Raw genomic sequence first — 14333 nt, 5'->3', positions numbered from 1 at the left:
GACGATGCGGCCCGCGGGCGCGCATCGATCGACGTGGACACGCGCCCCCCCTGTGGATGTGGCTGCGGTGGCCGGGACCGCGCCACCGCATCAACGCCGCCAACCGCCGGCCGGCCCAAGGGCACCGACCGTTCGTCGCCGATCCCTGGCACGCTTCGCCGCACCAATGGCAAGCGCGCACCCGTTGCCAACAAGCCGACCGGCCGCCTACTGGCACTCGCCCGGCGAGCCGCCCAATCCGGCCGCGGCAAGGCCGCGATCAAGGCCCCAGCGACTACGGCGAGCCTGGCGCGACAGGTCAATCCAAAGCTTACGGGGCGCGAACTGGCACAGACCGTGCGCGCCCAGCGCAGCCGCAACGGCAGCGTCGGCACCACGAAGCCGCAGCCGACCGGCCGCCAACGCCCCGCACGCGCCAACCCCGTGGGCGCCGCCGAAGATCAGCCTTGGAAGGTGGGTTCGAGCGAGACGAGCCACGGACAGCGTATCACCGGCACCCGAGTCGGCCGCGGCCGGGCCGTGACCGGCAATGAGCCGAGCACCTGCCGCTCGATTACCGGAACCGAATACCTTGGCGCCGAGATCTTCCGCGAGTTCTGCCTCGCCGAGCCGCCACGTGGCCCAGAGAAGGTCCGGACCACTCGGACCGGGGCTGGAAATCGGGTCACCGGCAATGAGGTCGGCCGCTCGCCGCGGGTCACCGGCGACGAACCCGGTACCTGTCAATCGGTCACGGGAACCGAGTACCTGTCCGCGGAACAGTATCAGCAGTACTGCCAGACGGAACCACCGCCGAACCCGCGGCTGACGGCCCGTTCGCAGACGGTCGGTGGCCATACGGTCTCGGGCGCGCCGGTCGGGCCATCGGCCAAGGTCACGGGGCATGATCAAGGAGCAAGGGTGCGACCGACCGGTAGCCAGTATCTCGACCCGAGCGCGACCGATACCGCGGCGGTCGGCAACCCGGTGCCGGCGAAGGTCGGCGTATCCCAGACACTGGCCGGACGCGGGATCACCGGAACCCTGGTCGGCCGCAACGCTCGGGTGACCGGCGACGAACCCGGCACCTGCCGTCTGATCACCGGCGACGAATACGTCGGCGGCGAGCAGTACGAGGCCTTCTGTCAAACCCGTCCGGCACCGCTCGAGGCGCCCAAGGTCGGCCGATCGACGACCGCGCGCGGACAGCGCGTATCCGGGACCCAGACCGGCCGGTCGGAACGCGTGACCGGCGACGAACCAGGCACCTGCCAGATCGTCACCGGCACCCCATACGCCGGCCTCGAGCAGGCGACCGAGTACTGTGCCGTCGACCGCCAACAGGCGATCCAGGCCCGAGTAAAGCCTTTGTCATCCGTGCCGATCAGACCGATGACGGGGCAAGGCCCCGGTGTCGACGGGGTCGTGACCGGAGCCGGACGCGGTGCTTGCGAGCCCGTGACCGGCACACCCTACGTCGGTGCCGAGCAATTGGCCGGCACCTGTGACGGCTATGCCGCCCCCGGCGAGGCCGACTTCCCGCAAGCGCTCGATGGCGCGGCCTGGCAGAGCTTCAGCGTGCAGCCGCCGGCGCGTGCCGCGCAGCGCACGCGCCAAACCGGCGCCGTGACCGGCACTCGATATGAGCAAGGCGGACGCATCACGGGGCCGTTCGACCAGGGCTCGGGCAAGGTCACGGGCACCGAGGAGTTCCGCTTCGATCGCGGCGCGGCACCGACGGATCTGTTGACGATGGAGCCAGCAGCGGCCGACAGCGCCGACGCCGTACCGCCCCCTCCGCGCGTGACCGGCGAAGGTCAAGCGGCTGGAACCAAGATCACCGGCGATGACTGGGAGCGCGGTGAGCGCGTGACCGGCACCGAGGGGCGGTCGGCTCGGCGCCGCAACCCGACCCGGCCCGGTCCGATGAACGCCATGACGCCGGTCAAGCCGAAGCGCAACGAGGAACTGCCGGCCCCGGTGAGCCGCGTCACCGGCAGCAGCGGGAACACCGATCGGGGATCTCTAATCACCTATTCGGGCGGCGCGCGCGGCTGACCCCTACCAAGCAGGCGCACGGAGCAGTAGCGATGAATACGCATCGGTGGTTGCGCAACGACTCGCATCGCACCCTGGCGACGCGCGGCGGACGCGTTTCCAGTCGCGCCAGCAGCATGCCGGTACCTTCGAGACGATCGATTACCGCGGCAACCATTGATTCCAACGGGGACCGAGACCCATGTCGAGCCGACGTCATTCTCACCGCGCGAGCCTGATCTGGGCCGCTGCGCCGCAAGGTGAGCCCAGGCACGCGCGCCGCGCGCGGGCGAACGGGGCGGCGGTTGGCAGCGGGTTCGATGCGGAGCCGTCGGGTCGGACCCACCCGCTCACGGATCGGTCCGCCAATGCCCGATTGCATGCCTATGACCAGCGCGTCAAAGGCGCGTTCGACCGGATCGTACCGGTCCTCAAACGGATCGCCCAACTGCGGTGCGCGCCCGACTTCGTCGCACAGGCACAAGTGATCGCCGAGACGGAGCTCGGCTTCCGGATGCCCGAGGATCGGCTCGAGGAGGCCTGGATCGCCGGACTGGATCTGCGCACCCTGTTCGCGTGGTCGGTGTTCGAGACTTATCGGCGCATGGCCGATGAGTTCCTGATCGAGGACCCACTGGGTGGGCGAGAGTCCTCATCGTTCGAGGCCTTTCTGCAGGAATGCGGCTTTCACATGCTGGATGTGACGCCCTGCGCCGACGGGCGGTTGGCCCACGCGATCAGCTATGTCCTGCGGCTGCCGTTCGGGGCAGTGCGGCGCAAGTCTTACGCCGGTGGCCTGTTCGACGTCGAGGATGCGGTCACCAAGTGGGTCGAGATCGAGTATCGGCGTTTTCGCGAGGGTCGGCCGAACACGGCCGATGCACCGACCCGCTATTTGAAAGCGGTGATCTACCATTTCAGTTCGCATGATCCGGCGCAGCAGGGCTGCGCGGCGCATGGGTCCGATGACGCGCGCGCCGCCCGCGCGGCCCTCGAGCGTCTGCTTGCGTTTCGCCAGGCGATCGAAAACAGCTTCTGCTGCGGGGCCTCGGTTGCGTTGCTGCTGATCGGGCTGGACACGGACACGGATGCGATCCGAATCCATGTACCGAATGCCGCGGGCGAGGTCGCGCTCGATCGCAGCGTCGATGCGGCGCGGGTCTATGACATGACCTGTGATCTGGCGCCCGACGCCGCCCGCGCACGGGTTCTCGAGCTGGTGCGCGACGCGGCACCGGACGGCGCTCCCGATGCCGGCAAGACCCAACTGATCGCGCGCCTGATCGAGAACAACCTGTCGCAGATCGACTTTGTGCGCGCTCTCCACGGCGGTCGCTATGGCGATCACGGCCACGCCGAACGGTTCATGGGCGTTGGGGTAGGCTTCGATGAGATCCAGTTGCGCAATCTGACCTATTTCGCCTATCTCGACACGGTCGAGGAAGGGGCCGCCGACCTCGATGTCGGGTGCATGATCTTCAGCGGACTCAACGTCAGCCGCGGGCTTCCGATCCCGGTCGTGATCCGCTTCGACTATCGCGGAGCTGTCCCTGGGGCGCGCGAGCGCGCGATTCTGCACTGCCAGCGGCTCGACCGCGCCTTGGTCGAACGTTTCGAGCGTCAAGCCAGCGCGGGACACCTGCACCGACTGCTCGCGGTCCGCGATACCGATGCCGGCACCGGTCTCGAGATCGTCGGCAGCTCGCTGCAACGCGACGGCATCGGGGGGCGTTGACATGAAGATTTGTCAGGTCGAGCGACCGCTGGTCTCGACGAATCGCATCCCGGGATTCGAACACAAGCACTTGCTCGTGGTCCGCGACGGAAGTTCGTTGCAGGTCGCGGTCGATGCCGTCGGCTGCGTACCGGGTGACTGGGTGATCTGCGTCGGCAGCTCCGCTGCCCGCGAGGCGGCCGGCAGCAAGGAGTACCCGAGCGACCTGACGATCGTCGGCATCATCGACAGATGGCCACCTGACGGCACCACACCACAGGCCGGACCATGATCTCGGATAGGTGGAGGTGACCATGGAGATTCGTCGAGTCGTCGGCTCGCTGGTCTGCACACAACGAATTGCCGAACTGGCCCACGTCGACCTGCGGGTGCTGCAGGATGCAGCGGGCCGACGGGTCGTCGCAACCGATCCGGTCGGGGCGCGTCCGGACGACTGGGTCTTCGTGGTCAGCGGGTCTGCGGCGCGTTACGCGATGGGAAATCCGGCGATCCTGACGGATCTGACCGTCGGCGGGGTCATCGACCATTGGCCCCCCGAGGCGGCCTCGGAACCGTCGAGCCCGCCGCATGGCACGCCTCGACGATAGGCACGCGGCCGCCTCCGGGCCCACCGGTGGATGAGAGATTGAATGAACTCGGGCCATCGCGCCCACGGCGACTTGAGACACACAGGAGACACGAACGATGACAGGCGAAAAGTACGGGATCGCACTCGGCATGATCGAGACCCGCGGGCTCGTCCCCGCCATCGAGGCGGCAGACGCGATGACCAAGGCCGCCGAGGTCCGGCTGATCGGCCGCGAATTCGTCGGCGGCGGCTATGTCACCGTGCTGGTGCGCGGCGAGACCGGCGCCGTCAACGCCGCCGTCCGCGCCGGCGCCGACGCCTGCGAGCGGGTCGGCGACGGACTGGTCGCGGCCCACATCATCGCCCGCCCCCACCGCGAGGTCGAGCCGATCCTTCCAATTGGATCCCCGGCCAGCGAATGAACCCGTCGTCACGGGATGGCCCCGAGGGGCCGTCCCGCCCAACGACACAGATCGACGAACACCCACACAATCGGAGTAGACCAATGGCCCACGAAAACTACGGTATCGCCCTCGGCATGATCGAGACCCGCGGGCTCGTCCCCGCCATCGAGGCAGCGGATGCCATGACCAAGGCCGCCGAGGTCCGGCTGATCGGCCGCGAATTCGTCGGCGGCGGCTATGTCACCGTGCTGGTGCGCGGCGAGACCGGCGCCGTCAACGCCGCCGTCCGCGCCGGTGCCGACGCCTGCGAGCGGGTCGGCGACGGACTGGTCGCGGCCCACATCATCGCCCGCCCACACCGCGAGGTCGAGCCGATCCTGAACAAGGCCGCACCAACGGCTTGATGTCACCCGTCCCGGACCCCGCGCCGCGCGCGCGGCGGCACAGGTAAGGTTGCATGAAACACATGCGGATCCACCCCCGACTCCTCGGTTACCTCGGCCGCGCCCTGAGCCTGGAGCTGTCCGCCGTCCAGCAGTACATGACCCAGGCCGCGCTGGCCGAGGCCTGGGGTCTGCCCGAGGCGGCAAGACGGTTCCGCGAGGAAACCGTCGAGGAGATGCGTCACGCCGAGCGGATCATCCAACGGATGCTGACGCTCGGCGTCGCGCCCAATGCCTCGCAACTGCGCCCAGCCGGCGTAGCCCGCAATCTGGCCGACCTGCTGCGCCAGGATGCCGCGCTCGAAGCGGAAATCACCGCCTTGTACCAGGACGCGGCGATCTTCTGCGAACGCATCGGCGATGCCGGCAATGGGGCCTTCTTCGAGGGGTTGCTGCGTGAGGAACTCGAACACGCGCAACAAATCGATACGTGGCTGGCGTCATTGACGGTGCCACACCAGACCGATCGCGCTTACTTCTGATGACATCGACGACTTCGAATCCACTCTGGTCGCGCCGCGAGCGCCCGCTGCGGCTCGAATGCCGCCTGGAATTCCCCGACTACCCGGCCACCCGTGATTTCCTCGACCGGGCCGCCGCGCTCTCGGAACGCACCGGGGTCCACCCCGACATCAGCTTTGGCCGGACCTATGTGAACCTCACGCTGCCTGCGGACGAGGGCGCGACCGAACTCGGCGAATCCCTCTGCCGTTTCGCGAACGACATCGAGGCCCTGTATCGCTGACTTTGAACACGCGGTCAGTCCGATTCGGCTATGATGGGGCGTCAGCGTCGCGCGTGCCCGTGCGCCGCGGGACATGCTCATTGAATCATTGCTCCCCGGAGCACGCCCCAGACCATCGAGTCCGATCAGACCGGCGAGGCCATGTCGACAAGCGACCGACGCTCAGACCAGGGCGATACCGAGACAACGAACCGCTTCGTTCGCCACGCCACGCTCCGGCAACTGCAACTCCTCGAGGCCATCGTGCGCCTCGGCAGCTTCACGCGCGCCGCCGAGGAGATGTTCCTGACCCAACCGACGGTCTCGATGCAGATCAAGAAGCTCACCGAGACCGTCGGAACGCCGCTGTTCCTGCATGTCGGGCGCAACGTCGAACCGACCGACGCCGGCCGCGAAGTCTATGCGGCATCGCGTACCATCCTGCGCACACTGGGCGACCTGGAGACCCGGCTCGCGGATCTGAAAGGATTGAAAAGCGGCCGATTTCGTCTGGCTGTCATCACCACGGCGAAATATTTCGCGCCGGAGATACTCGGCGGGTTCTGCGAGCGTTACCCGGGCATCGACGTCTCTTTGAAGGTCACCAACCGCACGCGCATCATCGAACGCATGGAGGCGAACGACGACGATCTCTACATCTTCGGCGAACCGGCGAACGCCGGCATCGAGGTCGAGGCCACCTATCTGGCGCCAAACCCGTTGATCATCGTCGCGCGCGCCGATCATCCGCTGGCCCGGAAGCCCCGCATCTCGATGGAATGTCTCGCCCGCGAGCGTTTCATCCTGCGCGAGCCCGGATCCGGCATCCGTGACTCCGTCATCCACCGCTTCGCCGAATCCGGCCTTCAACCCAACGTGCGCATGGAGCTGGGTAGCAACGAGGCGATCAAACACGCGATCATCGCCGGCCTGGGCATCTCGGCCCTGTCGCTGCATTCGTTGACGCTGGATTGGGGCGCCGGACGCCTGGCGATGCTCGACGTCGAAGGTTTCCCGATCGAACGTGCCTGGTACCTGGTGCACCCCAAGGGACGTGAGCTATCGACGATCGCGAAGACCTTCCTCGCCTACGCCGTCGATCGCGAACCCGATATCCGGGCGATGCTCGCGCGGACCTTCGCGGCACTCCGCACCCCAACGGGCTCGACCTCCGCCCCCCAAGAGGACCACTGCGAACCCTCGTAGCCATGCCGTCGCGTGACATCCGCTGGGGTTGGTTGATACATTGACGGGGCCGAGACGGGGCGCAGAGACACCTGGCTCGAAAGATTCCAACCCAACCGCGGGAAACCCCGATCGATATGTATCCGAAACGCTGACGGGCCGCGCCCAATGGAGGAACGATCGATCGCCGAGGTTGACCACTCGGCCGCTGCCAAGACCAGGCGCCTGCGTTGGCTGCCTCCACTCGCAAGTTCGTTGGCGCTGATTTCCCTCCTGCTCGGTTCGGTCTGGACCTGGTGGACCGTCGACGTCACGGACCGCGCGATGCGCGAGGCCTTGCTGTTCGAGACGCGTCTCTTGGCTCGATCGGTCAATGTCGAACACATCCAAACCTTGTCCGCGACCGAGGACGATCTCGCCCGCGCGGAATACCAACGACTCAAAAGGCAGATGACAACCATCGCGAACGCCGATGATCGCTATGGTTTCGTCTACATCATGGGCCGCCGTCCCGATGGCCGCCTGATGATCCTGGTCGACAACGAACCCACGCACTCCGACGACTATTCGCCACCCGGTCAGATCTACGACGAAGCGACCGCTGGCGAACAACGCGTCTTCTCCGAAGGTCTCGACCAAGTCGAGGGTCCCTTTGCCAATCGTTGGGGAACCTGGATCACGGCACAGGTCCCGCTCTTCGAGGAGATCCAGCAATTCCACGGCATCGCACTGCCCGATGACGCTCGGAGGATGGTCGACGAGGCCGAGGCCTTCTATCGACAGCATGGTCGTGCGTCGCTGTTGCGCGAAATGATGATCGAGAACGGATTGTTTCATCGCGATGACCTGTATGTCTTCGCCGCCGATCTCGACCTGACCATCCTCGCCCATCCGGTGCGGCCAGAGCTGGTCGGCCAGCATGGGCTCGAGCCATCGGATCACCTCGGCGATGCCTCCTTCGGGCGGGTGATGCAACGCATCGCACTGGACGAAGGCGAAGGATGGGTCGCTTACGAGGCCATCAACCCAGCCAATCAACGTCTCGAACCCAAGACCACGCTGGTGCGGCGTGTCGACGACCTCATGCTGTGCGCAGGGGCCTATCTCGGCCAGGCTCGTGTCATCGCGAGTCTCGGCATCGATATCGATGCCCGGGATTGGCGCCGCCAGCTGCTCCGGGCCGCGATCCCACCAGCGGTCCTGACGGTGGCCCTCTCGGCCCTGCTGTTCGCGGCGGCCCTGTTGTTCGCCAAACGGGCGCGACAACCAGAACCGCCAGCCGGCGTTTGGCGGTATCTCGAGGGCTTGACGGTGCTGGCGATTGGCATCCTGTTGACATCTTCCGCCGCCTGGACCGCCGATCGACGCGAGACGCATGCGCGTGAACGCCTCTTCGCGCAGATGGCGGCAAGCCATACGGACGCGATTGCGCGCGCACTTCGTGATCTGCGCGACAAAGAACTAGCCGGGCTCGCCGCGTTCCTCGAAAACAGCCCAACTCCCAGCCGGGACGCCTTCGACCGTTTCGCCGAGCACTTGACTCGCAACCCGGCCGTCTGGGCCTGGAGTTGGGTGCCTCGTGTCTCGCGCGACGATCTCGCGCGATTCGAAGCAAAGGTCCGCGCCGCCGAGTTTCCCGACTTCGCCGTCTGGGAGGCCGATGAACAGGGTCTGCCGGTATCGCTCACCGACCGCGACGACTATTATCCCGTGTACTATGTGGCGCCGCGGACGACCGTCAGCGAGCAAGCGATCGGCTTCGACATGGCCTCTGAACCGATCCGGCGCCAAGCCATCGACGAGGCCACTCGCACCGGCTTGCCGACGAGCACGAAACCGGTGACCTTTCTATTGGAACCCGGTCGGCCGAAAGGCATCCGTGTCGTCAGACCGGTGTTCGACAGCGAGCAACCCGGACATCGGAGCGGCGTGGCCCTCGCGGCGCTGCGGATGGACACGCTGTTGTTGGGCATGCCCACCGACCCCGGGATCCTGCTCGAGATCGAACACCTCGGCGAAGGCGGTTCGGCGCAATCCCTCGCCGTGAGCCACGACGGCGAACGCGCCGGGCTGGTCGGCCCGCGCTTGTCGCAACCTATCCCGATCTTCGGCGAGGTGTTCCGGATCAGCGCCCAAGCCGGCCCCGACTTTCACCGGGTGCACCCGGGCCGGGCCAGCTGGATCACGGCCTGGATCGGACTGCTCTTGACCGGTGCCTTCGCGACCATGGCGTCGCTGTTGGCGCGCCGCCATGCCGGATTGGTCGGATTAGTCAACGAGCGAACCGAGGAGCTGAATCGATTCTTCACGGTCGGGCTCGACATGCTATGCGTCGCCAACACCGACGGCGTCTTCCTGCGGCTCAACCCGGAGTGGGAGCGAACACTGGGGTACCCCTTGACGGAGTTGGAGGGCCGGCCCTTCCTCGACCTCGTCCACCCCGACGACCGCGACGCCACGCTCTCGGCCCTCGCGCGGCTCGGCGATCAGATCACGATCCGCAGCTTCGAGAACCGCTACCGGTGCCGCGACGGACGCTACCGTTGGCTCGAATGGCGTTCGTACCCGCACGGGGAGGTGATCTATGCCGCGGCCCGTGATATCACCGACCGCAAGCTCGCGGACGTCGAAGCCGCGCGGCGCCTAGACTTGGAACGGGCGACCGCAAAGATCTCGGGGCGCCTGGCAACGGCGCGAGACAATAATCTGGACGACGTCCTCAATGGCGCGTTGGCGACACTCGGCCACCTGCTCGAGGTCGATCGCGCCTACCTGTTTCGCTTCACCGCCGACGGTGCGCGGATGACCAATACCCATGAGTGGTGCGCCCCGAACATCGCATCGGCGAGGATCCGGTCGCGGGATATGGCGGTCGGCGCGATGCCCTGGTGGAAGGCCCAGATGCAGACCCGCGAGCCGGTTCACATCCCCAGTGTCGCCGACATGCCGGACGAGGCCAACGCCGAAAGGACCGAATTCCTGGCCCAGGGCATCGAATCGATGCTGTGCCTGCCGATGGCGGATACCGAAGGGACGCTCTGGGGGTTCATCGGTTTCGACACGATCGGCCGGACCAAGCACTGGATTGACCACGACATTCGCCTGCTGCGCCTGCTCGTGCAGGTCATCGGCAGCACGATCGGACGCCAGGAAACCCTGCTCCACATCGAGATCAATCAGCACGCCCTCGAACAGCAAACCCGCCTGCAAGAGATCCTGATGCGGATATCTTCGACCTATATCAGCCTGCCGTTGACTCAGGTCGATCAGGTCATCGCCCGTTCCCTCGGAGACCTAGGCGGCTTCGTCGGTGCCGACCGGGCCTACCTGTTCGACTATGACTTCGACCAGCGGGTATCGCGAAATACCCATGAATGGTGCGCACCCGGGATCGAACCTCAGCATGAGCGGCTCCAAGCCGTGCCGAACGACCTGATCCCCGATTGGGTCGCCGCGCACTGCCGAGGCCAAAGCATGTACATACCGGATGTCGGCGCCCTGCCGCCGGCCAGCGGCCTGCGGCAGCTGCTCGACCCGCAGGGCGTCAAAAGCGTCCTGGCCGTGCCCTTGATGGACGGGACGCACTGCCTAGGCTTCGTTGGCTTCGATGCAGTCCGCTCCCAGTATCGCTATTCGGCCATCGAAAGGCGTCTGTTGACGGTCTTCGCACAGATGCTCGTCAATGTTCGAAAGCGGCGCGACATCGAGGATGCCTTGCGGCAAAGTCGCGAACAAGCCGAGGCCGCCAGTCGGTCCAAGAGCGAGTTCCTGGCCAATATGAGCCATGAGATTCGCACGCCGATGAACGCCGTGATCGGTTTGAGTCAGATCCTGCTGGAAACCGACCTGAATGACGAACAGCGTGACTACCTGCGAAAGATCCATGGCTCATCGCACCTGCTGCTCGGGATCATCAACGATATCCTCGACTACTCCAAGATCGAGGCCGGCAAGCTCGAGCTCGATCACCATGATTTCCAGGTCCATCAATTGCTCGACCAGATGGCCACGCTGTTCGGCACGGCCACCGGCGACAAGGGACTAGACCTGTTCTTTCGCGTCTCACCGGACCTGCCCGATACGCTGCGCGGCGATTCGCTCCGGCTTGGCCAGGTGCTGATCAACCTGCTCGGCAATGCGATCAAGTTCACCGAGTCGGGCCAGGTCGAGGTCAGGATTGAACAGGTCGTCGGCGGCGACGACAACGAGGTTCGTTTGCGTTTCGAGATCAGCGATACGGGGATCGGTATGGACGCGCAGACGATCAGCAGGCTATTCCGACCGTTCTCTCAGGCCGATACCTCGACAACAAGGCGATTCGGCGGGACCGGTCTGGGCCTCGTGATCAGCCGACGTCTGGTCGAACGAATGGGTGGTGTCATCGAAGTCGAGTCGACCCCAGGACAAGGCAGCACCTTTTCCTTCGAACTGACGTTCCCGGTCTCCCGGGTCGCAGCACATCCGGCGGCCTATCCGCAGGTCAGCGGTCGCCGGGTGCTGGTCGTCGACGATCAGGCGACGGCACGCATGGTCTTGCGCGAGATTCTCGAGGCCCGCCATTGTGCCGTCGTCGAGGCCGATTCCGGACAGGCAGCGATTGATGCCGTGCTGGCCGCGCATCGGCGACGGACACCATTCGATTTCATCTTGATGGATTGGCGGATGCCCGGAGACATCGACGGACTGGAGGCCATCGATCGATTGCGCAGCTTGCGGAACAACGGCCAACTGACCGGGACCCCGGCACCGATCATCATCGTCAGTGCCTACAGCCGCGATGAGATCCCGATCGATCCCGAGCGCATCAGCGGATTCCTCGGGAAACCCGTGACGGCCTCGGCCGTCTTCAACGCGATGATCGAGGCGAGTGGCGAAAAAGCCGAAATCATCCCCGCTCCATACGGTGTCCAAGTACCCTCTTTCACCGGTCGTTCGATTCTGCTGACCGAGGACAACCCATTGAACCAAGAGGTGGCCAGACGGATGCTCGAGCGAACCGGGGCCAAGGTGACGCTGGCGGACAATGGAGCCGAGGCGGTCAGGATGGTCGAGTCCGGGGACTTCGACCTGGTCCTGATGGACCTGCAGATGCCGATCATGGATGGTTTCGAGGCCGCGCGCCGGATCCGAGAACAAGCCCCTGACCTACCGATCATTGCCCTGTCGGCCGCCGTGATGGACGCCGATCGCGAGCGCGCCCGCGACGCCGGCATGGAGGCCCATCTGGCCAAACCGATCGACAGCAGGACGCTCTACGACACGCTGGCCCATTGGCTCGGCGACCCGCGTCAGACCATCGCGAACCCACCTGGGACGGCGGCCGTAGATCAGGCGCTCGCGTCGCGCCTGCCGGCGTCGCTCGACGGATTCGACCTCGGTCGTGGACTCGGCCTGGCCGACCGCGATGAGGGCCTTTACCACAGACTCCTGCTGTTGTTCAGGGATCAGCTCGCCGGTGATGCGTCCTCGATCATCGCTCGGATCGAGGACGGCGACCATCAGACGGCGCAGCGGCTGGTCCATACGCTGAAAGGGTCGGCTGGGGTCGTCGGCGCCACCCGCCTGGAAGCGATCACCACGCGGATCGGCCGAGCCTTCGAGGCGGGGAAAGAGGTCTCGGCCGCCCTGCGCCGCGAATTCCGAGCCGCGTTCGACGAGGCCCGAACACAGCTTGCAACCTTGCCTCCCTTGCCGCCCAACGCCGAGGATCCCAGTGGAATCGACTCCAAACAGGGTCAAGCCGCGTTGGAGGCGCTGCATGCGAGGCTCGCGAAAAGCGAATTGATCGATGACGACCAACTACGGGACGCCACTACGTTCCTGGATCAGCAGCTCGGCCACAAGGCCTCGGCGGAACTTCTCAGGTTGCTCGAGCGCTTCGAGCTCGATAGAGCCACATCCCAACTGGTCGAGTTGGCCGCACGCGCCGGCGTGGAGCTGTGATGACCTCCGATCCTAGCTCCCGCACAGGTGTGGTTCTGATCGTCGACGACGAGCCGACCAACCTGCGTGCCCTCGCCGACCTTCTGAGGCACGACTATGCGATTCGGATCGCAACCAATGGCCGCAAGACCTTGGAGCTCGCCGCGGCCGAGGATCCGCCTGACCTGATCCTGCTCGACATCGAGATGCCGGACATGACCGGCTACGAGGTTTGTCGACGCCTGAAATCGGATGAACGAACGAGCGGCATTCCAGTCATCTTCGTCACGGCCCGCAACCGGATCGAGGACCAGGAATTGGGTTTCAACCTGGGTGCCGTCGACTACATCGCCAAACCTTTCCATCCGACGATCGTCCGGGCTCGGGTTCGCAACCACATGAATCTCAAGATCAAGACCGACCTGCTGGAGAAGCTCTCGATGCAGGATGGCCTGACCGACATCCCGAATCGCCGTCGATTCGATGAGCGCCTCGTCGAGGAATGGGCGCGCGCGTCTCGCAATGGGCAGCCGCTGTCACTGGCGATGATGGACATCGACCACTTCAAGCCTTACAACGACCATTATGGCCATGGCGCCGGCGATGAATGCCTGCGGCGCGTCGCACGCGCACTTCAGGCGTCGGTGTCGCGTCCACCGGACTTCGTTGCCCGTTACGGTGGCGAGGAGTTCGTGGCCCTGATGCCGGACACCGACGGCAACGGCGCCCGGCATGTCGCCGAGCGCTTGCGACGAACCATCGAGGCGCTGGCCATTCCCCATCAGCACTCGAAAACCGCGGCGATCGTGACACTGAGCATCGGGGTGGCGACCCGCCCAACGGCGTGCCGCGAAACCGACCGACAACGACTCCTCGAGCTCGCGGATCAGGCCCTCTACCGCGCCAAGCAGCATGGCCGCAATCAGACTTGCCTAGCCCAATTGAGCGATCCGATATGAGCCCACCACCGACCATCCAGCGCCCGGACGAGGATGACGAATACGCCACTGCCGAAGGCTGCGCGATCCTGGAAACCTGGAACCGACCCGACGACACGAGGCTATCCGTCGCGCGCGCCCGGGTCGCTGCCGGGGCCACGACCCGCTGGCACCGACTCGTCGATATCGACGAACGCTACCTGATCGTCGCCGGACGGGGACGTGTCGAGGTCGGCAATCTGCCACCAACTGTGGTTCAATCTGGCGACCTGGTCCACATCCCGGCCGGGTGCCGACAACGCATTACGAATACCGGGAGTGACGACCTGGTGTTCTATGCGTTGTGTACGCCGCGTTTCGTACCCGCGGCCTATGAAGATATCGACGACGCGAGATAG

Annotated in this window: 12 protein-coding genes; all 12 read left to right on the top strand. The window is 65.6% G+C overall.

Annotated elements, in window-relative coordinates; genetic code table 11:
• Positions 1–2037: alpha-carboxysome scaffolding protein CsoS2 (locus tag ABC977_RS01575; RefSeq protein WP_369665467.1), on the top strand; the 2037-nt coding region annotated here is incomplete at its 5' end.
• 181 nt (positions 2038–2218) lie between these two features.
• A complete protein-coding gene (locus ABC977_RS01570; protein ID WP_369665466.1) occupies positions 2219–3751 on the top strand; it encodes a carboxysome shell carbonic anhydrase in 1533 nt (510 codons plus the stop codon).
• 1 nt (position 3752) lies between these two features.
• Positions 3753–4022, top strand: coding sequence for an alpha-carboxysome shell vertex protein CsoS4 (csoS4, locus tag ABC977_RS01565; protein ID WP_369665465.1), 270 nt, complete (start codon positions 3753–3755; stop codon positions 4020–4022).
• Positions 4023–4044: 22 nt separating this feature from the next.
• Positions 4045–4338 carry a carboxysome peptide B gene (locus tag ABC977_RS01560; RefSeq protein WP_369665464.1) on the top strand — a complete coding sequence of 98 codons (294 nt, stop codon included), beginning with the start codon at positions 4045–4047 and terminating at the stop codon, positions 4336–4338.
• Between the two features lie 97 nt (positions 4339–4435).
• Positions 4436–4741 carry an alpha-carboxysome major shell protein CsoS1 gene (gene csoS1 / locus ABC977_RS01555; protein WP_369665463.1) on the top strand — a complete coding sequence of 102 codons (306 nt, stop codon included), beginning with the start codon at positions 4436–4438 and terminating at the stop codon, positions 4739–4741.
• A gap of 83 nt (positions 4742–4824) precedes the next feature.
• Complete coding sequence (gene csoS1, locus ABC977_RS01550) at positions 4825–5127, top strand: alpha-carboxysome major shell protein CsoS1 (RefSeq protein WP_369665462.1); 303 nt, start codon at positions 4825–4827, stop codon at positions 5125–5127.
• A gap of 53 nt (positions 5128–5180) precedes the next feature.
• On the top strand, positions 5181–5648 hold the full coding sequence (locus tag ABC977_RS01545) for a ferritin-like domain-containing protein (RefSeq protein ID WP_369665461.1): 468 nt from the start codon (positions 5181–5183) through the stop codon (positions 5646–5648).
• On the top strand, positions 5648–5911 hold the full coding sequence (locus ABC977_RS01540) for a 4a-hydroxytetrahydrobiopterin dehydratase (RefSeq protein ID WP_369665460.1): 264 nt from the start codon (positions 5648–5650) through the stop codon (positions 5909–5911). Before ABC977_RS01545 ends, ABC977_RS01540 begins: the two co-directional genes overlap by 1 nt.
• Positions 5912–6052: 141 nt before the next feature.
• Positions 6053–7096 (top strand): LysR family transcriptional regulator, encoded by a 1044-nt coding sequence (locus ABC977_RS01535; RefSeq protein WP_369665459.1) that lies wholly within the window; start codon positions 6053–6055, stop codon positions 7094–7096.
• A gap of 234 nt (positions 7097–7330) precedes the next feature.
• Positions 7331–13018: a response regulator gene (locus ABC977_RS01530; protein WP_369665458.1), complete on the top strand. Its 5688-nt coding sequence runs from the start codon at positions 7331–7333 to the stop codon at positions 13016–13018.
• The gene (locus ABC977_RS01525) at positions 13018–13956 is read left to right on the top strand and encodes a diguanylate cyclase domain-containing protein (protein ID WP_369665457.1); all 939 of its coding nucleotides are present in this window, start codon (positions 13018–13020) and stop codon (positions 13954–13956) included. Before ABC977_RS01530 ends, ABC977_RS01525 begins: the two co-directional genes overlap by 1 nt.
• Positions 13953–14333, top strand: coding sequence for a cupin domain-containing protein (locus tag ABC977_RS01520; RefSeq protein ID WP_369665456.1), 381 nt, complete (start codon positions 13953–13955; stop codon positions 14331–14333). The genes ABC977_RS01525 and ABC977_RS01520 overlap by 4 nt, the downstream gene beginning before the upstream one ends.

The sequence above is a fragment of the Thioalkalicoccus limnaeus genome, assembly GCF_041197575.1.
Lineage (GTDB): Bacteria > Pseudomonadota > Gammaproteobacteria > Chromatiales > Chromatiaceae > Thioalkalicoccus > Thioalkalicoccus limnaeus.
This window is presented reverse-complemented; position numbering and strand designations above follow the sequence as displayed.